Genomic DNA, 26130 nt, shown 5'->3' on the forward strand with positions numbered 1-26130 from the left:
CCACTGATGGATTCGCTGTTCATCGGGCTCGGCGTGCTGCTCGCCGCCATCCTGCTCGTGTTCGCCGGCGTCATCGTCATGCTCAGGCTGTTCCGCAAGGTCGAGCAGGGGCACGTGCTGATCGTCTCGAAGATCAAGAAGGTGCACGTCACGTTCACCGGCGCGATCGTGCTGCCGATCCTGCACAAGGCCGAGGTGATGGACATCTCGGTGAAGACCATCGAGATCGAGCGTTCCGGTGCCGAAGGGCTGATCTGCCGGGACAACATCCGTGCCGACATCCGCATCACGTTCTTCGTCCGGGTCAACAAGACCGTCGAGGACGTCATCCAGGTGGCCCAGGCCATCGGCACGGCGCGCGCCAGCCACGAGGACACGCTCCAGACCCTGTTCAACGCCAAGTTCTCCGAGGCGCTCAAGACCGTCGGCAAGCAGATGGACTTCGTCGACCTGTACACCCACCGCCACGAGTTCCGCGACCAGATCGTGCAGATCATCGGCACCGACCTGAACGGCTACCACCTCGAGGACGCGGCCATCGACCACCTCGAGCAGACGCCGCTGGACAGCCTCAACCCCACGAACATCCTCGACGCGCAGGGCATCCGCAAGATCACCGAGCTGACCGCGATCGAGCACGTGCGCACCAACGAGTACCAGCGGAACGAGCAGAAGGAGATCACGCGGCAGAACGTCGACGCGCGTGAGGCGATCCTCGAGCTCGAACGCCGGCAGGCCGAGGCCGAGGTCAAGAAGAAGCGCGAGATCGAGACGATCCGGGCCCGCGAGGAGGCGGAGATCGCCAAGGTGCAGGCCGAGGAGCGGCTGACCTCCCAGAGCGCGCACATCCGTACCGACGAACAGCTCGGCATCCAGCAGGAGAACCGCAACCGGGAGATCGCCGTCGCGGAGAAGAACCGCGAGCGCGTCATCGCGGTGGAGACCGAGCGCATCGAGAAGGACCGCATGCTCGAGGTGATCGCCCGCGAGCGCGAGACCGAGCTCTCCCGGATCGCCAAGAACAAGGAGGTCGAGGCGGAGAAGCGGGAGATCGCCGACGTCATCCGCGAGCGCATCGCGGTGGAGAAGACGGTCGCCGAGCAGGAGGAGAACATCAAGAAGCTCCGCCTCGTCGAGGAGGCCGAGCGGACGCGCCAGGCCCTGGTCATCCAGGCCGAGGCGGAGGCGCAGGAGAACCTCGTCAAGGACATCAAGGCGGCCGAGGCCGCCGAGGAGGCGGCCAAGTTCCAGGCGCGCCAGGAGCTGCTGCTCGCCGAGGCGCGCCAGAAGACCGCCGAGCTCGACGCCCAGGCCAAGATCCGGCTGGCCGAGGGTATCCAGGCCGAGGCCGCGGCGGAGGGCCTGGCCGAGGTCCAGGTGCGCGAGCGGGACGCCGAGGCCATCGAGAAGGTCGGCAACGCCGAGGCCGCCGTCGACCGCCAGAAGGCCCTCGCCGCCGCCGACGGCATCCGCGAGAAGCTCAAGGCCGAGGCGGAGGGCCTCACCGACAAGGCCGCCGGCATGGCCGCGATGGACGACGCGACCCGGGGGCACGAGGAGTACCGGCTGCGGCTGGAGGCGGAGAAGGAGATCCGCATGGCCGGCCTCGACGTCCAGCGCGAGGTCGCCAGCGAACAAGCAACAGTACTGGCGTCCGCTTTGGAGAAGGCCGACATCGACATCGTCGGCGGGGAGAGCACCTTCTTCGACAAGGTCGTCGGCGCGATCAGTGTCGGCAAGGGCATGGACGGGTTCGTCGAGCACTCCGACGTGGCGCGGAGCCTCGTCGGGCCGTGGCTGAACGGCGACCGCAGCCTGCCCGAGGACCTCACCCGGCTCCTCGGCTCGGTCAGCACCGATGACGTGAAGAACCTCACCCTGTCCGCGCTGCTCATGCAGCGGATCCGCGGCGGCGGGACGGACGGCGCCAAGGCGCAGGAACTGCTCGACCACGCCGAACGCCTCGGCGTCGCCGACGCCGCCGTCTCCTCCGTGGCCGTCATCGACCAGTGACGACAGAAGAGAAGAAGCCTGAGCCGAAGCTGGACGCGGGCACCTACGAGGTGCTCCGCGCCCGGCTCGGCGAGCAGGCCGAAGCGCTGGCGGGCCGGGCCGAGGCGCTGAACGCCCGGCGCGTGGAGACCTTCGGCGGCGCCGAGCTGCGGCTCGTCGGCGCCGAGCGGATCCGCACCGAGAACAACTGCGTTCCCCGCGACGTCGCCGCCGTCGGCGACCTGCTGCTGTTCGGCTACAACGTCTTCATCGGGCTCCGCCCGGAGACGTCGGTGGACGACGTGTTCGCCTTGCACCGGTTCGTCCGGGACGGTGAGGAGTTCCGGTTCGAGCCCGCCGAGTCCGGCCTGCTGCGCGACCCGCAGTTCGAGCGCGACTTCACGGAGCTGTACCGCTACTACCGCGACAGCCGGCTGCTCCAGCTCCGCCACGTCGAGGGCAGGCTCCTGGCCGTCTTCCAGACCGGCCTGGAGGCCGAGCACGACACGCGCGTGCTCCGGTGGAAGACCGGTACGGACGGCACCGTCGTCTACCAGGACAACCTGGGCGAGCCGGACCACGTCTTCCCGCCGTCGCACGACTTCACCTGGACCGAGACCACCCGTGACGACCACGTCCTGGGCCGGCACCCGCACATCTCGATCGAGGACGAGGTCTTCGTCGAGACCGTCGGCGGCGACCTGACGGTCAAGCTGGAGAACAACACCGAGACCGGCGAGGGCATCTACCGTGAGCCGGTCGCCGAGCCGCTGCAGAGCCTCGCCGACGCCGAGGTGGACTACGCCCGCGTCGGCGCACTCATCCTGCTGCGCGTGCGGCCGTACAAGGAGGAGGACCGGCGGCACCTGGTCTTCAACACCCGCACCCGGACCGTCGTACGGCTCGACGGCATCGGCCAGGCGTGCCGCCGGCTCCCGGAGGACCAGGGGATCATCTTCCCCGGCGGCTACTACCTGGTCACCGGGGCGGTCAAGACCTTCGACACCGCCACCGACCGGCTGGAGTACGAGCGCGTCATCCGGTCTCCGAACGGAGAGGACGCGCTCTACGTCTTCCACGCCCGCGAGGCCGGCCGGTACCTCCTGCTGCCGTACAACCTGATCCGCAAGGAGGTCGCCACCCCGATCACCTGCCACGGCTACTCGCTGTTCGACGACGGCACGATGATCTCGTTCCGCGCCGACTCGGCCGAGCCCACCCGGGTGCACCAGATGCAGGTGTGGCAGACCCCCTACGTGTCGGACACGTACGCGGCGACGCAGCCGGTCGGCACCGGGCCGCTGGAGCGCGTCGGCAACGCCGACCTGGTCCGCGGCATCTCCGACGCCCTCTCGATCGCCCGTACGGTGGCCGAGACCGCGCCGTCGGAGGCGATGCTCGAGGCGCTGATCGCGTCCTGCGACCGGGCCGCCGACCGCTACTTCTGGTTCGGCGAGCAGGGCCTGCGCGAGCCGCTCGACGGCGTGCGCGCCACCGCCGAGCAGGTCCTGGAGGAGTACGAGAACGTCCAGCGGCTCACCGCGCAGGCGTCCGGCGCGCTCGCCGATGCCGAGGAGCGGATCACCGCGCTGATCCGGCAGACGAGGGGTGAGTCGCCGGCCACCGCCGAGGCATGGGTGAGCCGGCTCGCCGAGCTCCGCCGTTCGCAGGGCCGGCTCGAGACACTGCGCGAGATGCGGTACGCGGACACCGACGGGATCGACGCGCTGGCCGGGCGGCTCGGCGAGGAGCTGACCACGACGGGCCGGCGCGCCGTGGCGTTCCTCCAGGGGCCGGACGCCTTCACCGGATACCACGAGCGGATCGGCCGGATCGCCGCCGACGCCGAGGCGATCACGACCGCGGCCGAGGCCGATCCCGTACGCGAACGGCTCGCCGAGCAGACCCACGGCCTGGAGACGCTCACCGAGGTCGTCGGCTCGCTCGACGTCGCCGACGCCCGCGTCCGCACCTCCATCCTGGAACGCATCGGCGAGGCGCTCGCCGAGATCAACCAGGCCCAGGCGAGCCTGACCGCCCGCCGCCGCGAACTGCTCGACGCCGAGGGCCGTGCCGCCTTCGCCGCGGAGTTCGCGCTGCTCGGCCAGGCCGTGACCGCGGCGCTGGCGATGGCCGACTCTCCCGGCCACTGCGACGACCAGCTCGGCCGCATGATGCTCCAGCTGGAGAACCTCGAGTCGCGGTTCGCCGAGTTCGACGACTTCGTCGCCCAGCTGTCCGCCAGGCGCGAGGAGGTCTACGAGGCCTTCTCCGCGCGCAAGCAGGCGCTCGTCGACGAGCAGGTGCGCCGCGCGGACCGGCTCGCGGAGTCGGCGGAGCGCATCCTGGCCGGGATCGAGCGGCGCGTCGCGGAGCTGGACTCCCTCGATGAGATCAACACCTACTTCGCCGCCGACCCGATGGTGGCCAAGGTCCGCGGCGTGGCCGATCAGCTGCGGGACCTCGGCGACTCCGTGCGCGCGGAGGAGCTCGACGGGCGGCTCAAGGCCGCCCGCCAGGACGCCGGCCGCGCCCTGCGCGACCGCGTCGACCTGTACGAGGGCGGCGGGCAGACGATCCGCCTCGGCCGGCACCGGTTCGCGGTCAACGCCCAGCCCCTCGACCTGACCCTCGTGCCGTACGAGGGCGGCATGGCGTACGCCGTGACCGCGACGGACTACCGGGTGCCGGTGCGCGACCCGGACTTCGCCGCGACCCGGCCGTACTGGGATCAGCCGCTGGTCTCCGAGACGCCCGAGGTCTACCGGGCCGAGTACCTGGCCGCGGACCTGCTCACCGGCCCGTCGCTCCCCGCGCTGCGGCGCGCGGCCGGGTCCGGCGACGGCCTGCTCGCCGAGGTGCGGCGCGTGGCCGAGACCCGCTACGACGAGGGCTACGAGCGCGGCGTCCACGACCGCGACGCCGCCCTGATCCTTCAGGCGCTGCTGCGGCTGCACGACGGTGCGGGGCTGCTGCGCTACCCGCCGGCCGCGCGGGCCGCCGCCCAGCTGTTCTGGGCGCACGGCACCACGAAGGAGGCCCGTACGGCCTGGGCCGCGCGGGCCCGGTCCCTCGCCCGTGCGCGTGCCGCGTTCGGCGACGCGGCGGCGCCGGCGGAGCTGCGCGCCGAGCTGACCACGGCGATCGCGGCCTCCGCCCTCGACGCCGGGCCGCCCGAGCTCGCGGGGGAGTACCTGGTCGAGGAGCTGGCCGCCGCGCCGGAGGGCTTCGTCACCGGTGCGGGCGCGCGCGCCCTGCTCGAGGGGTTCCGGCGGGCGCTCGGCGACGATCCGGGGTACGCGGCCGACCTGCGCGAGCTGGGCGATGACCTGGCGGCCCGGCGCCAACTCGTCGAGGCCTGGCTGAGCGCGTACGTGTCCTCGACCGGCTCGGCCGGCGACGACCTGGCCGAGGCGGTGGCGATCGAGCTGTGCGGGTCGCTGCCGCGCCATGAGTCCTCCGCGCCACTGACCACGACGGTCGAGGGCCTGCTCGGCACGCATCCGCGCGTCACCGCCCGGCGGCTGGAGCTCCGCCTCGACGAGGTGCTGACCCGCACCCGCCGGTTCCGCGCCGAGCACGTGCCCGCGTACCGCGCGTACCAGAAGCGGCGCGGCGAGCTGGTCGCGGCGGAGCGGTCGCGGCTGCGGCTGGAGGAGTACCGGCCGAAGGTGATGAGCGGGTTCGTGCGGAACGGCCTGCTGGACGAGGTCTACCTGCCGCTGATCGGCGACAACCTGGCCAAGCAGCTCGGCGCGGCGGGCGACGCCAAGCGCACCGACCAGATGGGCCTGCTGATGCTCATCTCCCCGCCCGGGTACGGCAAGACGACGCTGATGGAGTACGTCGCGGGGCGGCTCGGCCTGATGTTCGTCAAGGTCAACGGGCCGGCGCTCGGCCAGTCGGTCACCTCGCTGGACCCGGCCGAGGCGCCGAACGCCACCGCGCGCCAGGAGGTCGAGAAGATCTCCTTCGCGCTGGAGATGGGCAACAACGTGCTGCTGTACCTCGACGACATCCAGCACACCTCACCGGAGCTGCTGCAGCGGTTCATCTCCCTGTGCGACGCCCAGCGCCGCATCGAGGGCGTCTGGCAGGGCCGTACCCGCACGTACGACCTGCGCGGCAAGCGGTTCGCGGTGTGCATGGCGGGCAACCCGTTCACCGAGTCGGGCCGCAGGTTCCGCGTGCCGGACATGCTGGCCAACCGCGCCGACGTGTGGAACCTGGGCGACGTCCTGTCCGGACGCGAGGAGCTGTTCGCGCTCAGCTACGTGGAGAACGCCCTGACCTCCAACCCGGTGCTGGCCCCGCTGTCCACCCGCGACCGCGCCGACGTCGAGCTGTTCGTACGCCTCGCGCGCGGCGACTCCACGGCCGTGCCCGACCGGCTCGTCCACCCGTACTCGGCGACCGAGGTCGAGCAGATCACGGCCGTTCTGCGCAGGCTGCTGCGGGTACGGCAGGTGGTGCTCGCGTGCAACCGCGCCTACATCGCCTCGGCGGCGCGAAGCGACGCGTCGCGGACCGAGCCGCCGTTCCAGCTCCAGGGCTCCTACCGCAACATGAACAAGCTGGCCGAACGCATCGTGCCGGCGATGAACGACGCCGAGCTGGAGGCGGTCATCGACGACCACTACCTCGGTGAGGCGCAGACGCTGGCCTCCGGGGCCGAGGCGAACCTGCTGAAACTGGCCGAGCTGCGCGGCACGCTGACGGCCGAGCGACGCGAGCGCTGGGCGGAGGTGAAGGCGGCGTTCGTGCGCTCCCAGGCGCTGGGCGGCGCCGAGGACGATCCGATGAGCCGGGCGGTCGGGGCTCTCGGCCTGCTCGCCGACCGTATCGCCGGAGTGGAGACCGCGATCGACCGCGCGAGCCACCCGGACGGCTCGCCTACGGGATGACGGTCAGCGGAGAGCCGTGGAGCGCCGGTGGACGGGAGGCCCCGGCGCGCACCGCGAGTTCGTCCACCAGTGCCGTACGGATGTGGTCGAATAGCGCGAAAAGGTCGGAACAGTAAACCGATCGGTGGTCGAACCCTTTTTGGTCCTGATAACGATGGGGATAATGCCCGCCCGCACATACCGCCGCCCAGCGGCACGGGCGGCACTCCCCGGGTATTCCGGTCGTGCCTAATTGACGGGCGACGGTGGCGGGATGGCGTAACGCGGCGTCGAAATCGTCGTCCACGACGTCCAGGCCGAGGTATGCGGCGCCGTCGAAAGCCGCGGCGAGGATATCCGACTGCTCGATCTGCCCGTCGGTCTCCACGACGATCATCGCGGCGGGGCTCGTCCCGATTCCCTCCACGGCGGAGGAGCCGCCGAGCAGCACATTGATGATCTCCTCGAACAGCCGGATGCGCGTCTCGCGCACCGGAGCGTGGAACCAGCGGTCGAAGATGGGGATCAGCCAGGACGCGTACGCGCCCGCCGGCCCCGCCGGAGGATTGCTCCAGGTGGCGTGCGGCAGCAGCAGGTCGATCGCGGGCGGTGAGAAGGCCAGCAGCGCCTCGTAGGTCGCGATCGGGTCGTTGCCGAGGTCGATGACGCACAGCAGCCCGGAGAACAGGTGACGGAACTCCGGGCGTGTGAGCTCGGCCAGCCCCCGTGTGACCTGGGCGTGGCTGCCCCCGCGCGCCCTCCGCCGAGCGCGGTCGTGGGCGGCCTCGTCGCCGTCGAGGCTGACGCCGACACGGACTCCCAGCTCGTCGAACAGGTGCAGGAACCCGCGGTCGAGCAGGGTGCCGTTGCTCTGGAGGGAGAAGCCGACCGTCGCACTGTCGCCCACCGCGCCGCGCACGGCCTCGACGACGTGGCGCAGCCGGTCGGGCCCGGCCAGGAGCGGTTCGCCGCCGTGCAGGACGACCGCGATGTCGGTCAACCCGTGCGCACGTACGTGTTCGGCGATCCGGTCCGCGGCTAACCCGGCTATTCGGTCGGACATGACGGGTGGCCGATCCCGCCAGCGCTGATCGGCCATCGTGTACAGATAGCAGTAGGTACAGGCGAGATTGCACCTACTGTGCACCTTGAGAATGAACTGGCGGAAGGGGGTGGGCTTCACGATCGGCCGATTGCGGCCATTAAGTCCCTTGATCATGATCTAGAGCCTACGTCCGGTCGGACGACTCGATAGTGTCGAGTGACGCTTTACAAACCACTTTAGTGGGGGAGCATGTAAAAAGCGGTGTCTATTATAGAAGTCGGTTCTGGGCGTGGGTGGTGGAGGCATGCGGGGAAACGGGCAACCGGCTCTGGTGGATCTCTCAGGGGTCGATCTGGAGGCTCCGGACCTACAACAGGACGGGTCGGTCATGGGCTGGGCGCTGGCCCGGATACGCCGCGAGGGCGATGAGGGCGCGCGGGGATACGCCAGTTTCATCAATGACACGGTCCTCGAAAGTCCGCCCCGGGCGGCGCGCGGCACCACGCCGGGGCGTCCGGCGTGAACGGCCGGCACACCAGCCGCTGCGTGACGTTCACCTCCGCCGCGCGGGGGCTCGGCCGCACCGCGGCCGTCGCGAACACCGCCATGATCCTGGCGGGCGCGCGTGAGCGCGTCCTCGTCGTCGACTGGAGCGGCGAGCGGCCCACCGGCCGCGGCTACTTCAAACGCTTCAGCGTCGGTGAGCCGCCCGAGGTCGCCCGGCTCGGCGAGCTGCTCGACGGGCTGACCGCGCAGGAGCCCGGCACCTGGCGGCCCGAGCGGTTCCAGCCTCCCGGAGACGCCGGCCCGATCGACCTGGTCACGCCCCTCGACACCGGGAGAGCCGACTCGCTGCCGGGGCTGCCCTGGACCGAACCCGTCGACGTCATCGTCCAGCGGCTGCGCGACGCGATGGAGGATCTCCCGTACCGCTACATCCTCGTCGACGCGCCCACCGAGCCGAACCCCGACATCGTCGACGTCATCGCCCGGGGCAGCGACGTCGCCGTCGTGGTGTTCGGGCCGGGCCGCCTCGCGGCCCTCCAGGCGGCGAACCTCGCCGAGACCATCCAGACGCAGGCGGCGGCCGGGATCGACCTGCTGCCACTCCAGTCCGGCCCCCGCACCACCGGGCCGGAGACCGCTCAGGTCGACGCGGGCTTCCTCGCCCAGCTGTTCGAGTCGCCGCCCGGCGCCGGCAAGGCCGGCAAGGAGGTCATCGCCGTCCCGTTCCTCTCCCGGCAGGCGGGCCGGTCCATCCTCGCCACGCTCGCCGAGGAGCCGGGCAGCGAGGTGGTGCGCGCGTACGCCCGGCTGGTCGAGCGGCTCTCCGGCGGCGTCGTCACCGGCCACGCCGAGCTGCCCGCCGCGCTGCGCGCGAACTACCGCATCGCGGTGGGCCTGGACGAAGCACGGGACACCGAGCGGTTCACGATCGTCCACGACCGGTCCGACCGGCGCTGGGCCGACTGGGTCCAGGCACAGCTGCGGGGGCTCGGCGCCGACGTCGCGCTGGCCGCGGCGGACGAGCCGGTCACGGGCCGGGCCATCGTGATCGCATCGCCCCGCCTGCTGTCGACGCTCCCCGACGGACGGCCCGGCACAGACCCCGACCTCGTGCTCTGCGTGTCCGACGGCGTCGCCGAGCGGCTGCCGGACACGACTCTCACCCTGGACCTCTCCCGCCGGGGACAGCCCGAGGCGATCCGGCTCTTACAAGGCCATCTCGGCCTCGTGTCCGGCGGCCTCGACCCGACGCCCGTGGGCTTCGTCCCCGCGTACCCGCTCGACCGTCCGCGCGGTGTCGTCACGAACCACGTCCCGTCCGACGACGGCCCGGTCGTCGGGCGTGAGGGCGACCTGGCCGCGATGCGCGACCGGCTGATGTGCGACGTCGACGGCTGCGAGCCGTACGTCCTGAGCGGCCCGCCGGGCATCGGCAAGACCGCCATGGTCGAGCACTACATCCGGGCCTTCGGCGACGACTACAAGGTCATCTGGTGGATCTCGGCGCGCACGCCCGAGCTCGCGCGGCTCGACCTGAACACTTTGGCCCGGCGGCTGGAGATCCCGCCGGAGGGCGACCCCGCGGTGGCCGTCGTCGCCGCGCTGCGCTCCTCCGGGCAGGACAACTGGCTGCTGATCTACGACGACGCCGACGACCTCGCCGCGCTGGAGGACCTCATCCCGTCCGGCGGCCCCGGCCACGTGCTCGTCACGAGCCGTACGGCCGAGGGCGCCGACGACCGGCTCGCGCCGGTCGGCACCGGCCCGGCGATGCGTTTTCTGCGCGAGCGGATCGACGGGCTGACGGACGAGCGCGCCGAGACCGTCGCCGGCCTCGTCGAGGGCCTGCCGCTCGCGCTCAGGCTGGCGGGAGCGTGGATCCGCGAGACCGTCGACTACCTCCTGGCCATCAGGGCGCTCGACACCGACGGCGCGACGGCCTGGGCGGTGACGGAGTTCACGGCGCGCGTCGCCCAGCGGATGCGGACCCCCGGGACGGAGGTGACCACGGCCTGCCTGGACGTCACGTTCGAGTCGCTGGAGGACGGCCCGCTCGGGTGCCTCGCGGCCCGGCTGCTCGAGCTCTGCGCCTGGCTGGCTCCCGAGGGCGCCAGCCACCGGCTGCTGTCGTCGGCGTCGTTCCTCGACCGGCTCGCCGCAGCGGCCGATCCCGTGGGCGCCGAGCTCATCGCCGACGACAGCATGGTGCTGGACCAGCTCCTGCGGCTCTGCGTGCGGTTCGGCCTGGCCGACGTCCAGTGGAGCCGCGATCCGCGGATCCGGGTGCACCGGAGGGTGCAGGAGCTCATCCGGGGCCGTCTCTCACCGGACGAGGCGGGCGAACGCCAGCGGCAGACGGTCTGCGCACTGGCGGACATCGTGCCCCCCGAGGCCGACGGCCCGGTGAGCCTTCACCATGAGGTGTTCTCCGAACTCCACCGGCATCTCGGCCCGTCCGGGGCCGCCGGGAGCCTCGACGCCCACGCTCGCCGCTGGCTCGTCGAGGAGGTGCGCTTCCAGTACACCACCGGCGACCGGGGGAGCTGGCGCCTCATGCTCCCGACGATCGAGCGGCTGCTGCCGACCTGGCCGGACGACCTGCTCAAGGGGCGGCTGCTCGTCCAGGTCGCCAACCTCCGCCGCGACCTCGGCCGGTTCGAGGACGCCCTGCGGGCGAGCGAGCAGGCGCTGACGATCCTCCGCGAGGCGGACGCCGCGGGCCGCTACTGGGCGCTGACCGCGGGCCGCGGCCGCACCGGAGACCGGCGCGGCCTGGGGCAGTTCGCCCAGGCGCTGGGGGAGATCGAGGGCATCTACGAGGAGACCCGGCTGCTCCTCGGTGACGGGCACCGCGACACGGTCATCGCCCGTAACAACCTCGCCGAGGCCGCCTTCCTCACCGGGCAGCACCAGCTCGCCGAGGACACGGCCGTGAGCGCCTGGCGGCAGCAGGTGGCCGAGTTCGGCGAGACCGACCCGATCGCGCTGCGCATCGCCCGCCGGGTCGGCGACTACAAGTTCGCGAACGGGCGGAAAAACGAGGCGCGGCGCCTGCTCGCCGTGAGCCTCGGCCAGGCCCGTGACCAGAAGACGCCCGACCGGCTCAGCGAGCTCGACCTGCTGCGGAGCCTCGCGATCGTCGACCGGCAGCGGGGCATCGACGCGGCGGACGAGAAGATCCGGAAGGCCGTGCGCGGCTACCGCTGGGTCCTGGGCGCCGACCATCCCAGCACCCTGGCCGCCGAGCTGAGCCAGGCGATCGAGCTCGACGAGGCCGGCGATCATCTGGGGGCCGCGCGCCTGGGCCGGCGGCTCCTCGACGGCCTGACCGCCGCGTACGGTCCGGACCATCCCTTCGTCCAGCTGTGCCGGCTCGACCTCGCCCTGTTCGAGAGCGCGATGGAGGCGCCGGAGAACACCCTCGCCGCGGTGCGGGACGCGAGGAGCCGGCTCGTCGCCGCACTCGGCGAGCAGCATCCGTGGGCGATGGTGGCCGCGCTGCACGAGGCGCGGGCGCTGACCGGCCTCGGCCGATCGGACGAGGCGCTGCGGCTGCATGAGACGACGGCCACGGACATGCTTGATTATCTGGGGGACGAACACCCCTATACCGCGATCGCCGCGGAGGCGCTCGAGACGGGTCAGGATCTGACCGAAGCGAGCATTACGTCCGCAATTTACCTGGACATTCCAACCATCTGACGGGGAAAAAGCGGATTTTGAGGAGGCGGCAATGGGGGACCTTCGCACAAGCCGTGCGAGCGTCCATGAATGGACGGGAAGCCGCAGCGCTGAGCCGGTTACGGTCAGCACTTTTCACGACTACGTATGCCGGCGTGGAGGGCCGCACTACCTGGCCAAGTACGACCACGGGTTCTATGAGTTCGCCGTGGACGTGCTCGACGACCCGAAGCTCTTCTCGAGCGGTTCCGACGCGTCACCGGACCGCCGTCACTTCTACCAGGCGGCCGCGCAGCAGCTCGCCTTCATGATGACCGCCCTTGACCAGCGGCTGAGCGACCTCGAGACGGGCCGGCTGATCCGCATGGTGCTGCACGCCGAGCGCGGGGCCATGTTCTCCATGTCCGTGACGCCGAAGAACTACGTGCTGGCGATCGTCTTCGGGGCCGCCGCGGCCGTGAAGGGCCGGGCGACCCGGGTGCTGCCGCACGTCGATCTCGTACGGGACGCCGACCGGTTCGTCAGCGGTATCGCCGACGGCCTCCGCGACAGGCTCGGGATCCCGTCCCAGAACCCCGGTGGCTGGAAGACCTCCATGCCGGCGGTGGAAGCGCCGTCGGCGGCACCGCCGGTGCCGGAGGTGTCGTCGGCGGAAGCATCGTCCGCGGAGGCATCGCCGACGGAAACGCCGTCACCGGAAGCGCCGGCGCGCGGGGAGGCCGTTCGCTCCGCGGTCCAGCTCCGGAGCTCGCCGCTGTCCACGCTGGGCGGGCGGCTGCCCGACCTGCTGAGCCCGGACGAGCTGATCTACCTCGCGCACTGCCGGACGGGAGACATCCTCGCCGAGGCGGACCTCCTCGACCACGAGCAGGTCATCGAGCTGCGGCCGCCGCATCTGCCGCCCTCGGCGATGCGGACGCTCTACCGGCGCATGGCCGAGGAATTCGCCATGTTCACCCGGCAGCTGAGCCAACTCGCCCGCCAGGCGATTCGCGGCCGAATGCTGCGTATCGTGCTGGATGTCGAACAGGGTGCGTTTTTCTACTACCGCCTCGGTCCCCGCGACTACCTCGTCGGCGTGACCACCAATCAGAAGCGCGTGAGTCAGGCCGACCAGGCGATGGGAGAGCTGGTGGCAGGCCTTATCGGCGCCGGAGTGAGTTTCGGACAGTAGCAATTGCCGTCCGTCTGACAATATTCTACACTCGTCACGACAGTGTCGTCATTGCCTTGTCCCCTGCTCGCGGGAAGTGTCCGGCGCCATGGCGAAGCGATTTGTGTTAATGCTCGGAATAGTCGGATTAGGCCTTCTCGCGGGCGGATACTTCGGGCATGTCGGAGCGCTGCTCAACAGCGGTTTTTATGCTCCCGTGGTGACGGCGTTTCTCGCGCTCGGCCTCTATGGCAGCACGCACGCCATCGACCTCAAGCATCTGCGTGCGGACCTGCGCACGGTCGTGCTCGCCGTCACGGTGGGCGTCGTGCTGAAGGCCGCGCTGATCAGCGCCGTCATGCTCGCGTTCTTCCCGAGGCCCGGCTCGCTGGTGCTGGGCATCGCCGTGGCGCAGATCGATCCTCTGTCGGTGGTGGCCCTCGGCCGTTCCTCCCGGCTGTCTTCGCGCGGGCGCGGGCTGCTTCTCGCCTGGGCGTCCTTCGACGACCCGGTGACGACGCTCCTCACGATCTACGTCGCGGCTCTGGCGCTCTCGGCGCGGCACGACGGCTCGTCCGCCGCGCTGGACCTCGGCGGACCCGGGTCCTTCGCCCTCGATCTCCTGGGCAACCTCATGCTGGCCGGCGTGGTGTTCCTGCTCTACCGGTGGGTCCGGCGGTTCCGCCCGTGGCCCCGGCTGGTGGTCACCTGCCTCCTGCTCGCCGGCACGGCCGCCATCGCGATCTGGCAGGTGTGGATGCTGGCCGTGGCCCTCATCGGCCTGGTGGCCCGGCCGGTCATCCCGGGCAGACCGCTCGCCGTCGGCCGGCTGCTGGACCGCGCCGTCGACCTCGCCTTCGTCGGGGCCACCGCTCTGCTCGGCCTGATCCTCTCGCTCGGGATCTCGCCCGGAGCCGGGCTCGTCCTGGGCCTCGCGGCGTTCTGCGCCCAGGCGGTGGTCAGCCTTCCACTGACGCGTTCCCAGAGCACCGGCGACACGGTGTACCTGGCGCTGGCGCAGCAGAACGGCATCACGGCGATCGTGCTGGCGCTGCTCCTCGAACCCGCGTTCGCCGGCACGGTGGCCGTGGTGGCCCCCGCCATCCTGGTCATCAACCTGCTCTATCTCGTCACCAACGCGGCGTACGCCCGGCGCGCCCCGTCAGTGGCCGTGGAGCCCGCCGGGGCCCGCGCCGGCGAAGGCCTGGCGCACCCGGTGCCCAAGCTCGCTGAGCAGCCCGTACATGTCGGTCTGCCGCCGCGAGCGGGTGTGGTGTTCGATGACCGCGGTCCGCGATGACGACCGCGGGAGCAGGTCGCCCAGCGTGTTCAACTGGTAGATCGGCAGATCCTCCAGCACCGTGTCGAAGGCGCGGCAGAAGACGGTCAGCCGTTCGAGCTGCCGTGCGCTGGGCGGCCCGTCCAGCTGCCCATGCCAGTCCTCGACGGCGGTGCGGAAGGCCGTGATCACCGCCTCGGTCAGCTTGGCGACGCCGACCGTGCGTACGGCCTCGCTGTTGTGCAGCCGCAGCAGGACGCCGGTGATGCTGCCCGGCGACTCGGCACCGAACATCTCGCTCAGGGCGGCGTCCAGGCCGGTCAGCGCCTTCAACTCGGTGACCGCCTCGGTGAAGAGCATCTCGACGTCTTCCGGCAGCGGCCGGCGGCGGCGCGCGGGATCGAGGTCCTGGAGATCACGGGCCAGGGCGGCGTACTGGCGTTCGGTGGTGTCACGCATCGACTGGACCTGAAGCGCCAGTTGCTCCATGTAGCGCTGGGCGTTGGTCTGCGCCGCCGCGAGCCGGCTGATGTTGGCCCGGATCACGGCCGTCTCGTCCTCGGTGGCCTCCAGCGGTCCGGTCAGCCGGCGCAGGAGGAGCTCGAAGTCCTCGGAGAACCGCTCCCTGGCATAGATGAGAGGCGGCTCGGAGAAACCGTCCTCAAGGTCCCTGCGCACCGTGTCCACCACGAAGCCGTTGACGATGAGCGCGGTCCTGACGCGGGGAGCCGTCGTACGGACCGCCCTGGCGCTCGAGATCAGCCGCTGCGCGTCGGTGTCGTCCATGACCGAGTCGGTGAGGAAGATCGCGCAGCCCGTGTCGTAGACGGGGACCCAGTAGGGGACCCGCGGGCCGTCCTCGCCCCCGACCGGATGATCGGTGTGGTACTCGCGGGCCTGGTTCTGCAGCTCACCGCCGATCTGCTGGCGGACCGTCCGCTCATCGACGACCTCGGACCTGCCCTTCGCCGCTCGGCGGACCATGGATCGGTCGACCCGGCGGCTCTCGAGGGACATGCGGTAGCACGACTGGCAGATCTGGACGACCCGGCGAGCGTTGCCTCCGGCGAGCAGAGAGATGAACTGGACGATGTCCGCGCTGAAGGGGCCCAGCCCCGGCCCGTAACGCGTGGACGCCATGCTCCCCCTGATGTAGGTGAGCACCTGGTCCGTCGACAGACCGTCGTCGGTGGAGATCGTCGCCGTGATGGTGTGCTCGGTGTTGTTCTGGCCGATCGCCTCCAAGAACTCCGGCAGGCCGCAGAGCACGAGGAAGATCCCCTGCCGCGTCGCGAGATCGGTCAGCGCGCGGAAGGCCGCGATGGTCTCCGCGGGTGGACGGCTCGAACTGGGCAGCACCTTCTCCAGTTCGTCGAAGACGAGGACGAAGTGGCGGGACCGGCCGCGGTAGAGGAGCGCCAGCACGCCCATCGCCTCGAGCGCCCGGGGCTCGTCGTCGATCCGGCTGGTGATGCCCCGCTCGCGGAGCAGGGGATCGGGCTCCTCGCCGCGGAGCCACTCCCAGACCTGATCGGCCAGATCGTTGCGGAGAAGGAGCATGAGCGCGGTGCCGTACTCCTCATTCCGGGTGACCTTCGCCAGATCCGCGTTGAGCCGTTGCAGGAAGGTGCTCTCGGCGAGGTTGAACTGCGTGACGAAATGCTGTGGATCGATCTCCAGCTCGCGCAGGCGCCGGGTGACCTGAGCGGGGAATCCGGTGTTCTCAAGGGAGTCCGCCACGATATGTGCGTAGTATTCGCGAATATGGCGGATCACGTCGTCCCGGTTGAAAGTTGCAAGAAAGTTGCCGCGATAAAGGGTGTGAAATCCGCCTCCGCCCTCCTGTGCGCCCACATAGGCGTAGCGCGCCTCGTCGCCGGGCAGCGAGCGTGCCTTGCGGAGTAACTGCGCGGCCAGATGGGTCTTGCCGGTGCCGTAGTCGCCCGAGACCGCCAGCACGACACCCTCGGTGCCGTCCTCGGCGAGGTGGGCGTCGAGCAACCGCATCGCCTCGTCGATCGCGGGAGTCGGCACACTGACCACGTCGACGCCGAGTTCCCACGGGTCGGCCGAGGGGCGGGGGAAGGGGTTGTCGTCAATGAACTGCTCGTCGCGTGCATTAGGGGCATTCATCACAATTTTCCCGCCCGCCCCTCTAGATCCTTCTCGATGAAGCTTGTCAAGTCGCGCCGTCTTACTATATCTCCAGTCGGCCACGGATTATTCTTATAATGTTCGTAGATCATCCATAGCAGCGTCTGCACGGATCCAATGGACAAGTCTCGACCTCCGGTGAATTCGTCAATGGCGTCGGGGTCCAGATCGGGAAAGGTTTCTCCCCGGCCCGGAATATTGATTCTGGCGTTGCGGAAGGCGACGCCGTCGCCCGGTCGCAGGGGCCCGGTCCTCAGGTAGACCGGCTGCGCCACATTGTTGATCTTCCATTCGTTCTTGCGTCGATGGAGGCCCTCGTCCGACGACTCGGAGAACACGAGCATCTTCTGCTGGGTGCCCGCCCAGTACGCGGCGACCTCGTCGGCGCGCTCGGCGGGTGGGGCGATGACGATGAGGACGGTATCGGGCGCCATCGCCCTGCTCAGCGCGTACGTGAGCTCCTCGAGGTCGATCTTCCGGTCGATCTGCGGAAGGTCGGCCGTGACGAGCTGCTGGGTCGAGGAGACCTCCTGGTACATCCTGGTGCCCACCTTGCGGACGCGCCGCTCGATGGTCTGACCGTCGCGTTCGAGGCCACTGAAATTGAGCAGAAGGGTCTTGGTGTTCTCGCTCTCCAGCCTCTTTCGCGCCCAGGTGGCACATCGGTTGACCAACGAGGTCTTTCCGCAGCCGGTAGGGCCGCCCACCGCGACGAAGAGGCCGGCCTCCTGTAGCGTCCCGACGCCCTTCAGCGCGGTCTGGAAGAACTCGTAACTCTCGTTGGCGTGGTCGATGTCGACATGGCACGTGCAGTGCTCGTCATGGGAGCACTTCAGTGGCGGATTGGGCGTGGTGAGCGCCTCGTCCCTGCGGAAGGGATTGACGCGTTGGTTCGGCGAGGGGTCGCTCATGACGCGTCCGGCGGCGTTTCGGCGGGTCCGGCCTGCTCGGCCGGCACCGGTCCGTGCCGCCGCCAGGGGCGGTCCAGCCGGGAGACGACTCCCATGACGTCGGCGTGCCGTGCCTCCAGCCGATCGAGGAGCCGCTGCGTGAGGTGTCTCAGCGCCTCGGTCTCGGTCGGCCAGTCGGCTTCGCGGATGTCCCGGTCGAGACCTCTGATCGCGGTGATGAGGCGTTCGAGCCTCCACCGGGGATGACGGCTCTTGCAGCGCTGGAGCTCGGCCAGCAGCCCGCTGAGCGGCGCGTCCATGGCCGCTTCGAGGGACCGTCCCTGCCCCCGGCGCCACGCGATCAGACAGTCGCGGCAGGCCCGTTCGTACGCCGTCGCCGCGGCGTGCAGCTCTCCCGCCTCCCTCTCGGCGCTCGCCTTCCGTGTGGTCAGCAGGCCGGAGCCCAGCGCGAGCAGCGCGCCGACGGCGACGGGAATCAGCCCGATCACCGTCTTGACCAGATCGCCGGTCCAGCCGCTGGAGGTCTTCGGCAACTTCCGGACCGCGACGAGCGCCGCACAGGCACGACCGAAATCGGCGGGGAAGGTCCGTCTCCAGTCCGTGACCGTGAAATCGCGTCCGTTGACCTTTAGCGGCTTGTCGTGAGTTCCCGAGTCGGCCATGCCCAGGGCCACCGCGGTGTCCACAAGCGGACGCGTATTTTCCGGTTTTGCGCAGTAAAGCGTCTGGGCGTCTCCCGTCGCATCGGCACGGGCGGGGGAGGCGCCCAGGCCGCAGACGGTCTCTCCCAGCAGCGCGGCGACCATCAACCACCTGGTCTGCCGCCGCATGTGAGGACTCCCCCTTTGCCGACCCCAAACCACGATAACGTCGAAGAAGCAGCAAGATAAGAAGCTTAACGGAATCTCTATCGGTTCCCCTGGGTGGGGTTTTGCTGCCGCTGCATTTGCAATAGCGGACGCCCTTCGGCCGGGCGCTCGGCAACGCGCGGGCCGTGCTCGTCGCCCGCATTGAAATGCCATTTTCGGTATGTCCTAAATGCGGGTGGAATGGCGCCCGCCGGGGCACGCTCGCGCCGACGGCGTGGCCGGCGTCCGGCGGCGATCCCGCTGCCGCGCCGGGCCGCCGCCCTGCTCGCCGTCCGCCACCACCGGTGCGCGGCACGCCGCGCGACGCCGGGGCCGGACGAGCCGGTGGGTTAGATTCGGGTGCCGGACCCGCCCCGACCGCCACCGGAGGCACCCGTGCTCCGTCCTCAGGAGACCGCCAGCCGCGAACGCGTCCGCCTCGACGGGCTCTGGGCCTTCGCCTTCGACCCCGGCGACCGGGGACGCGTCGAGGAGTGGTGGCGCGGCGACCTGCCCGACGCGTCGGAGATGCCGGTGCCCGCGAGCTACAACGACGTGCCCGCCACCCGCGACGCCCACGAGCACGTCGGTGACGTCTGGTACCAGCGCCAGGTGCGCGTGCCGGCCCGGTGGGAGGGGCGCCGCGTCGTGCTGCGCTTCGACGCGGCCGCCCATCGCGCCGTCGTCTGGTGGAACGACGTCGAGGTCGGGCGGCACGAGGGCGGCTACACCCCGTTCGAGTGCGACGTCACCGGGCACGTAAGGTTCGGCGAGACCGCACGGGTGACCGTCGTGGTCGACAACCGGCTCGACCTGACCTCCATCCCGCCCGGCATCGTCGACGTCCTGCCGGACGGGCGCCGCCGCCAGCGGTACTTCCACGACTTCTTCAACTACGCCGGGCTCCACCGTACGGTCTGGCTGTACACCACGCCTCCCGTGTACGTCGAGGACATCACCGTCACGACGGAGGTGGACGGCGCCGACGCCCGGGTCCGCTACCGCGTCGACGTGGCCGGCGGGCGGGTCGCCGAGGTGGTGCTCGCCGACGCCGACGGCACCGAACGCGCGCGCGCCACCGCCGCCGAGGGCACGCTGGAGGTCGCGGACGCGACGCTGTGGCGGCCCGGCCACGGCCACCTGCACCGCCTGACGGTCCATACGGCCGGCGACGACCCCGACGAGTACGTCCTGCCGGTGGGCCTGCGCGACGTGCGGGTGGACGGCGACCGGTTCCTCGTCAACGGCGAGCCGTTCCACTTCCGCGGCTTCGGCAAGCACGAGGACAACGCGGTGCGCGGCAAGGGCCACGACGACGTGCTCATGGTGCACGACTTCGCGCTGCTGGACTGGATCGGCGCGAACTCCTTCCGCACCTCGCACTACCCGTACGCCGAGGAGGTGCTGGAGTACGCCGACCGGCACGGCGTGGTCGTCATCGACGAGACGCCGGCCGTCGGGCTCAACTTCGAGATCGCCCACACGCTGGTGCCGGGCGACCCCGCGCACGTCTTCGCCGCCGTCGGCGACGCCACACAGGAGGCGCACCTGCGCGCGATCCGGGAGCTGATCGCCCGCGACAAGAACCACCCCAGCGTGGTCATGTGGAGCATCGCCAACGAACCCGACTCCGCCCGGCCCGAGGCGCGCCCGTACTTCGAGCCGCTCGTCCGCGCGGCACGCGCCGCCGACCCGAGCCGGCCGGTCTGCTTCGCCCAGGTCCAGCTTCCTCCGGACCGTGACGTGATCAGCGACCTGTTCGACGTCATCTGCCTCAACCGCTACAACGGCTGGTACGTCGACACGGGCGACCTGGTCACGGCCGAGCGCGAGCTGGAGGCCGAGCTGCGGGAGTGGGTGCGGCGGCACGGCAAGCCGATCATCGTCACGGAGTACGGCGCGGACGCCGTCGCCGGCGTGCGCTCGGTCGCGGCCGGCACCTGGACCGAGGACTACCAGGTGGAGCTGCTGGAGACCTTTCACCGGGTGTTCGACCGGATCGACGCGGTCGTCGGCGAGCACGTCTGGAACTTCGCCGACTTCGCCACCGGCTACGGCGTGAACCGCGTGGACGGCAACAAGAAGGGCGTCTTCACCCGCGACCGCCGTCCCAAGGCCGCCGCCTTCGCCCTGCGCCGCCGCTGGACGGGCGCCGACCGTTAGGCAATTCCCCTTAATAAGCATTAGCTCGTCCACCGTCACCTGTTCGCCGCCATCGCCGACGTCCTCGGCGACGCGGTGACCGCGGAGGTGGCGGCGGCCTGGGACGAGGTGTACTGGTTGATGGCGGGCAGCCTGATCACGCTGGAGACCCGGCTGTACGCGCAGGCCGGTGTGGCCGACGGTGACGTCTGGCGGCCGTGGACGGTGGTGTCGCGCATCGAGGAGACCCCCGAAGTGGCCACCTTCATGCTCCGCCCGGCCGACCGCGCCCCCAGCCCGCCGTTCCTGCCCGGACAGTACGTCTCCGTCCGTGCCGACCTGCCCGACGGCGCCCGCCAGATCCGCCAGTACAGCCTGTCGTGCGCGCCGAACGGCACCGACCGGTGGATCTCGGTGAAGCGGATCGGCGGCACCGGCGACTCGCCCGAGGGCGAGGTCTCCAACTGGCTGCACGCCAACGTCCGTGAGGGCGACGTGCTCAGCGTCAGCACGCCCTTCGGCGACACGGTCCTGCACGACGGCGACTCGCCGCTGGTCCTGGCGTCCGCCGGCATCGGCAGCACGCCGATCATCAGCATGCTGGCCCACCTCGCCGCCACCGGCTCGACCCGTCCGGTGATCACCGTGCACGCCGACCGCTCCGAACGCACCCACGCCTTCCGCGCCGAACTCCGGACCTGCGTCGGCAAGCTGCCGCGCGCCCAGGCGCACGTCTGGTACGAACACCCCGAGGGCCCGTGGCCCGCGGACCGTACGGGCCTCGCGGACCTGTCGGCGATCGAGATCCCCGACGGCTCCCGCGCCTACCTCTGCGGACCGGTGCCGTTCATGCGCTCCGTCCGCTCACAGCTCCTCGACCGCGGCGTCCCCGCGGAGCGGATCCACTATGAGGCCTTCGGCCCGGACATGGGACTCGAGACCGCCGCCTGAGCGGTGGTGGGGATGCCGGACGGCGGGTGGCCGTCGCGGTGACCGAAGACGGCGCGCCGTCGCCCGGCTAAGGTGCGGCCATGACCGTGAGATGGGCCGAGCGGGTCGCCGACCTGCTGGAGTTCGTCCGGTTCGAACCGGTGCTGGGCGAGTCGGTGGTGGTCAAGACCGCGGACGCCATCCTGCACACCAGGATGCTGCGTGACCCGCCGGATCGGGTGGCCGCCGCCATCGACGAGGGCCTGGCCGGCACGGTGCGGCTGACGGAGTTGGCCCCCGGTGGTCGGGACGAGGCGGACTTCCGCGACTTCCTGGCCCGGCTGCGGCGCCGGCTGGAGGACCTGCGGCCCTGGCCGGAGTGGCGCTACGAGCAGGTCGGCCGGTCCGCCTGGGGGGCGTCGGGGGTACGCCCGGTCGCGCACCTCGCGCTGTCCACGGTTCGGCTGGGCAACCTGCTCGGCGTGCTGTTCGAGCGGGTGACGGAGGCCGGTACGGCGGTGGACATGGTCGTACTGCGCCTGGCGGACGGCCCGACGGTGGCCCTGGCCCGCGAGGTCGGTTCGTCCCGGCCCGGCACCGGCCTGCTGGTGCGGGGCGTCGAGCCGGCGGACGCCGTCCTGGCCGCGTTCCTCGGGGCCACCGGCATCGGCCGGGACCAGGTGACGTGGGTGGCCGATGACGGTGTTCGGCGGGAGAGAGCGCGCATGACCGGCCCGGTGGGACTGCGGCACGGCCGCGCGTACGACGTGGACACCGGGCGGATCGGCGTCGGCCACGTCAGTGATCCCGCGAGTGGCCGGCCGGTGGAGGTGGAGTTGACCGTCGCGCCGTACCGGGGCGACGAGCGGGACCTCACGCTGCGCGCCGGGGACCGGTTCCAGGTCGGATCCGCGAGTTGGCGGCTGGTGCGGGTGGACGGCGCCGGCGGCTACGACTACGTGGTGTGGATCGCGCCGGCGGACGAGGCGACCTGACCACTGCGGACCGGGGTGGTGTCCGGGCCGCGGTTCGTGGCCGCCCTGGAGCGGCCGGGCGGGGTACCGGCGGCGCCGGGCGGGTGACCTGGCCCGCGCCGGTGCCGTCGGCGTACCGTTCGGCGGTGGGCGAGGACGGGACGACGCTGTGCGTCGGCGCGCCGGGCCGGGCCTGGGCTCTGCGGTGGACGGTGAGAGGAGCGCGGCGATGTGGCTGGTGACGCCGTGGTTGAACCGGCGGGCGGTGCGGCGGTGGGAGCGGTTGCACATCCGGGCGGTGTCGACGCTGCGCTGGGAGGAACAGGGCCGGTGGGCCGAGGTGGCCGACGAGCTGGCCTCGATCATCGCCGGGTACGGCCGGCTCCGCCGGCTGCCGGACGTCGTCGACTCGCTGATCAGCGCCCGCATCCGGCGCTGCAACGCGCTGATCCGCGCCGGCGGCGTCCGGCAGGCGCTGGCCGAGGCCGATCAGCTGACCGCGATGCTGCGGCCCGACAGCGCGTCGCTGCGCCGGTTGCGGGAGACGGTCGTCGCCGCGGCGCGGGACGCCCACGACGACACCGCCGAGCGACTGGTCGCCGAGTGGCGCGCGGCGGCGTGCCCGTCCGACGGCTTCCGGCTGGCCCGCGCGGTGGACGTGCCACAGGACGCGAGCGGCGGTGCGGCCCTGGCCGGACCGGGGCTGGAGACCGAGGAGCGGGCGGCGCTCGTCCGGTACCTCACCGAGGCGCCGCTGGTGGCCGTCGCGTGGGGTTACGACCCGGACCCGTTCGACCCGGACCGGCCGGAGGTCGTCCCGTTGAACCTGCACACCGACGGCACCTGGGTGTGGTCGGAGAGCCTGGCCTACTTCGCCGATCGGTACGGCATCGCGCCCGAGCCGGACCTGCTCGCGGCCATCCGGCAGCGCGGCTACCGGCCGCCCGAAGTCGACGAGGCCACCGTGCACCGGGCAGCCGCCTGGGTGCGGGAACGCTAGGGCGTCCGGCCGGGCCGGCCACCCCGTGGGATGACCGGCCCGGCGGAGGTCAGCGGCCGACGCCGAGGGCGCGGCTCAGGGTGTGGAACAGGTCGGTCTGGTCGGTGACGCCGACCACGTTGGCCGCCTGCGGGCCCTGCGCGGCGATGCGGACCTCGGTGCCGGTGTGCTCCTGGGAGACGCCCGGCTTCGTGGTCGCGTAGTTGATCTTCATTTCGGCCCCGTCGGCGGTGATCAGCGTGGCGGTCTGGCCCGGGCTGTCGGCCTCCACCGGGATGATCTGGCTGGTGTGACCGTGGTCGGCGGTGACCACGACCAGCGTGTCGGCGTGGTGACGTGCGTAGTCGAGCGCGGACTTCACCGCGTTGTCGAACTCGATGTGCTCACCGATCTGGCCGCACGGGTTGGCGGCGTGGTCCTGCTTGTCGATCGACGCGCCCTCGATCTGCAGGAAGAAGCCCTTCTTCGCGTGCCTGGTCTGGGCATCGAGGAGCTGGAGCGCCTTGCCCGCCATGTCGGTCAGGTGCGGGCCGGTGAACTCGGCGTTCGGCGCGCAGCGGGACGGTTCGGTGCCGCCGGCCTTGGCCAGGGGACCGGTCTGCTCCAGCGGCAGGTTGCCGTCGGCGAACAGGCCGAGGAGTCTGCGGTCCGGCCTGGCGGCGGACAGCCCGGCGGTGTCGGTGACGACGTTGTAACCGGCGGCCTTCGCCTGGTCGATGACGGTCCTGCCCTTGTACGGCCCCGCCTTGACCGTCTGGGCGAACCGCGCCCGGCCACCGCCGAGGTAGATGTCGGCTCCGGTCTGCACCTGCTGCTCGGAGATCGAGCCCGGGCCGCCGTTGACCTTGTCCTGCTTCGGGCACTTGGCCATGTCGGCCGGTCCCTCGCAGGACCGGTCCGCGACGTGCGCGGCCAGGACGGCCGGGGTCGCGTCGCCGAGTTCGGCCGTCGTGACGTCGCCGGTGCGGAAACCGGCCTTCTGGGCCAGCTCCAGCACGGTCGGCTGCGCCTTGCCGTCCGGGGTGACGGAGATCGCCCCGTTGTAGGTCTTGTGGCCCGTCGACCAGCCCGTGCCGCTGGCGGCTGAGTCGGTGACGTAGTCGGGCCTGCTCGGGTCGGTCTTGCTCACCGCGTACGTGGTGTACTCACCCGTCAGCGGCAGCGTGTCCATGGCCAGCCGGCCGGCCGCGCCCTTGGCGTAGTTGCGGGCGATCGTGATCTCCGAGTCGCCCATGCCGTCGCCGATCAGCAGGATGACGTTGCGGGCCTTCCCGCCCTGGACCGCCGCCCGGACCGCGGTGGTCCTGTCGCCACCGGAGGCGAACGTCGGCAGGGCCGCCGCGGTCAGCGCCCCGAGGGCGACGACGGCGACGGCGCCTCGGCGGATCAGCCTCGACGATGAGGTCATGAAGAGTTCTCCTCTGCGGGGAAGGGACGTTGCGAGAACGTCATCAGCGCCCGATGGCCACCAGCCCCGAAAATGGCGAAGGAAGGGTAAAGCAAGAGCAAAATGACCAGGTCGTGTGCTCGTACTCTCACGCTCGGTCGCCATGCGGGCCGCCCGTGCGAATGCGAACGGCCCGGGTGGAGGTCCCGGGCCGTCGGCGGAGAGGAGGTCAGGCGCGCTTGAGGAAGATGGGGTTGGTCAGGGCGGCCATCGGGCCCCAGACCAGGGCGGGACCCATCGTGTTGCCCTTGCCGGGGCTGCCGTCGGTCATCGGGTGGCGGACCTCGGCCCGCACGTACGCCGCGAGCGACGTCGTCGTCCGCCACACCACGGTGCCGGTGCCGGAGGCGGGCAGGGACTCCTGGTGCATCTGACCCTCATCCGTGATGAGGCGGACGGTGCCGTTCGGTACGCCGGCCACCTCCAGCCGTACGTCGACCGGATCGTCGGCGCGGGCGGTCAGCGTCCCGGCGATGCCCACCTGCCGCCCGGCGGCGCCGGCGGTGAACGTCAGCCGTACCGACGACGACTCGGCGATCCAGTTACGGCCGGCGCGGATCCCGCTCATGATGGCGGAGGTGGTCAGGTCGTCGGCGTACACCACGTTGTGCGGCAGTCCGATGACCTGCGGTTCGCTGTGGGCGTCGCTGTTGCCCACGGCGGGCAGCCAGCGGCTCCCCGTGCGCACCGCCTCGGCGAGGCGGGCGTCCCAGGTGTCGACCGCGGACTCGTCGTCATAGGTCCACGGGCCGTTCCACACCTCGACCGCGTCGGCGTAGCCGAACTTCCACTGGGTGGCGATGTACGGACAGTACGGGTGGGCGGGCACCACGAGACCGCCGGAGCGGCGCACCTGCCGGGCGAACCGGCCGAAGGCGTCGTCGCGCGAGCGGTACCGCCAGTCGATCCACTCGCCGGCGGGCAGGCCGAGCGCCAGCCAGTGGCCGTTCCGGGTGGTGACCTCCTCGCCGGTGATGATGAGCAGGTCCTCGCCGGCGTACTCGCCCCAGACCGCGTGCGAGGAGGAGGTGTTGTGATCCGTCGAGACCATGAAGTCCAGCCCGGCCTGCCGCGCCCCGGCGGCCACCTCCGCGGGGAGCCGCCTGCCGTCGGAGTGCACGGTGTGCAGGTGGCCGTCACCCCGGTACCAGGCGCGGCCCCGGCCCTTGGCCCTCGTCGGCGGG

The 26130-nt window shown here is 71.1% G+C and carries 13 protein-coding genes and 1 pseudogene; 8 read left to right on the forward strand and 6 right to left on the reverse strand.

The annotated features are described in order from the left end of the window. The first annotated feature begins 6 nt into the window (after positions 1-6). A complete protein-coding gene (locus OG417_RS12215; RefSeq protein WP_329254339.1) occupies positions 7-2013 on the forward strand; it encodes an SPFH domain-containing protein in 2007 nt (668 codons plus the stop codon). Further along, positions 2010-6896, forward strand: a complete 4887-nt coding sequence (locus OG417_RS12220) for a DNA repair ATPase (RefSeq protein ID WP_329254341.1) — start codon at positions 2010-2012, stop codon at positions 6894-6896. The genes OG417_RS12215 and OG417_RS12220 overlap by 4 nt, the downstream gene beginning before the upstream one ends. Here OG417_RS12220 and OG417_RS12225 read toward each other — a convergent pair. Further along, a complete protein-coding gene (locus tag OG417_RS12225; RefSeq protein WP_329254344.1) occupies positions 6886-8094 on the reverse strand; it encodes an FxsB family cyclophane-forming radical SAM/SPASM peptide maturase in 1209 nt (402 codons plus the stop codon). The two genes, OG417_RS12220 and OG417_RS12225, sit on opposite strands and share 11 nt — an antisense overlap. Before the next feature lie 372 nt (positions 8095-8466). Between OG417_RS12225 and fxsT the strand changes: the two genes are divergently transcribed. Continuing rightward, positions 8467-12129, forward strand: a complete 3663-nt coding sequence (gene fxsT / locus OG417_RS12230; RefSeq protein ID WP_329254347.1) for an FxSxx-COOH system tetratricopeptide repeat protein — start codon at positions 8467-8469, stop codon at positions 12127-12129. 31 nt (positions 12130-12160) lie between these two features. Continuing rightward, positions 12161-13282, forward strand: a complete 1122-nt coding sequence (locus OG417_RS12235) for a hypothetical protein (RefSeq protein WP_329254350.1) — start codon at positions 12161-12163, stop codon at positions 13280-13282. A gap of 1141 nt (positions 13283-14423) precedes the next feature. Here the strand turns inward: OG417_RS12235 and OG417_RS12240 are convergent. From OG417_RS12240 to OG417_RS12250, 3 genes are read right to left on the reverse strand one after another with little or no spacing between them, the layout of a single operon-like run. Then, positions 14424-16673 carry a hypothetical protein gene (locus OG417_RS12240; RefSeq protein ID WP_329254353.1) on the reverse strand — a complete coding sequence of 750 codons (2250 nt, stop codon included), beginning with the start codon at positions 16671-16673 and terminating at the stop codon, positions 14424-14426. Beyond that, positions 16673-17605 (reverse strand): hypothetical protein, encoded by a 933-nt coding sequence (locus OG417_RS12245; protein WP_329254356.1) that lies wholly within the window; start codon positions 17603-17605, stop codon positions 16673-16675. The genes OG417_RS12240 and OG417_RS12245 overlap by 1 nt, the downstream gene beginning before the upstream one ends. Then, on the reverse strand, positions 17602-18435 hold the full coding sequence (locus tag OG417_RS12250) for a hypothetical protein (RefSeq protein WP_329254359.1): 834 nt from the start codon (positions 18433-18435) through the stop codon (positions 17602-17604). Before OG417_RS12250 ends, OG417_RS12245 begins: the two co-directional genes overlap by 4 nt. Positions 18436-18849: 414 nt before the next feature. Here OG417_RS12250 and uidA point away from each other — a divergent pair, with 414 nt between their 5' ends. From uidA to OG417_RS12270, 4 genes are all read left to right on the forward strand, one after another. Next, the gene (gene uidA / locus OG417_RS12255) at positions 18850-20616 is read left to right on the forward strand and encodes a beta-glucuronidase (RefSeq protein WP_329254362.1); all 1767 of its coding nucleotides are present in this window, start codon (positions 18850-18852) and stop codon (positions 20614-20616) included. Between the two features lie 75 nt (positions 20617-20691). Continuing rightward, the gene (locus tag OG417_RS12260; RefSeq protein ID WP_329254365.1) at positions 20692-21546 is read left to right on the forward strand and encodes an FAD-binding oxidoreductase; all 855 of its coding nucleotides are present in this window, start codon (positions 20692-20694) and stop codon (positions 21544-21546) included. Positions 21547-21626: 80 nt separating this feature from the next. Then, positions 21627-22520, forward strand: coding sequence for a DUF6406 domain-containing protein (locus tag OG417_RS12265; protein ID WP_329254368.1), 894 nt, complete (start codon positions 21627-21629; stop codon positions 22518-22520). 208 nt (positions 22521-22728) lie between these two features. After that, positions 22729-23499, forward strand: a complete 771-nt coding sequence (locus tag OG417_RS12270) for a hypothetical protein (protein WP_329254371.1) — start codon at positions 22729-22731, stop codon at positions 23497-23499. A gap of 49 nt (positions 23500-23548) precedes the next feature. Here the strand turns inward: OG417_RS12270 and phoA are convergent, their stop codons facing one another. Both phoA and OG417_RS12280 read right to left on the reverse strand, forming a co-directional pair. Further along, on the reverse strand, positions 23549-24907 hold the full coding sequence (gene phoA / locus OG417_RS12275; protein WP_329254374.1) for an alkaline phosphatase: 1359 nt from the start codon (positions 24905-24907) through the stop codon (positions 23549-23551). A 208-nt stretch (positions 24908-25115) separates the two neighbouring features. Continuing rightward, positions 25116-26084 (reverse strand): annotated as a pseudogene (locus OG417_RS12280) (CehA/McbA family metallohydrolase); the annotation flags it as partial. Between the last annotated feature and the right edge of the window lie 46 nt (positions 26085-26130).

Origin of the sequence: Actinoallomurus sp. NBC_01490 (assembly GCF_036227085.1) — a bacterium.
In the GTDB taxonomy this organism is placed as follows: Bacteria; Actinomycetota; Actinomycetes; order Streptosporangiales; family Streptosporangiaceae; genus Actinoallomurus; species Actinoallomurus oryzae.

Bases quoted from the DNA above. Each gene is read 5' to 3' on its own strand.
- OG417_RS12270 (WP_329254371.1), top strand. From the start codon at position 22,729: ATGTGGCTGGTGACGCCGTGGTTGAACCGGCGGGCGGTGCGGCGGTGG.
- phoA (WP_329254374.1), bottom strand. From the start codon at position 24,907: ATGACCTCATCGTCGAGGCTGATCCGCCGAGGCGCCGTCGCCGTCGTC.
- OG417_RS12265 (WP_329254368.1), top strand. From the start codon at position 21,627: ATGACCGTGAGATGGGCCGAGCGGGTCGCCGACCTGCTGGAGTTCGTC.
- OG417_RS12250 (WP_329254359.1), bottom strand. From the start codon at position 18,435: ATGCGGCGGCAGACCAGGTGGTTGATGGTCGCCGCGCTGCTGGGAGAG.
- OG417_RS12225 (WP_329254344.1), bottom strand. From the start codon at position 8,094: ATGATCAAGGGACTTAATGGCCGCAATCGGCCGATCGTGAAGCCCACC.
- OG417_RS12245 (WP_329254356.1), bottom strand. From the start codon at position 17,605: ATGAGCGACCCCTCGCCGAACCAACGCGTCAATCCCTTCCGCAGGGAC.
- OG417_RS12215 (WP_329254339.1), top strand. From the start codon at position 7: ATGGATTCGCTGTTCATCGGGCTCGGCGTGCTGCTCGCCGCCATCCTG.
- OG417_RS12235 (WP_329254350.1), top strand. From the start codon at position 12,161: ATGGGGGACCTTCGCACAAGCCGTGCGAGCGTCCATGAATGGACGGGA.
- OG417_RS12240 (WP_329254353.1), bottom strand. From the start codon at position 16,673: ATGAATGCCCCTAATGCACGCGACGAGCAGTTCATTGACGACAACCCC.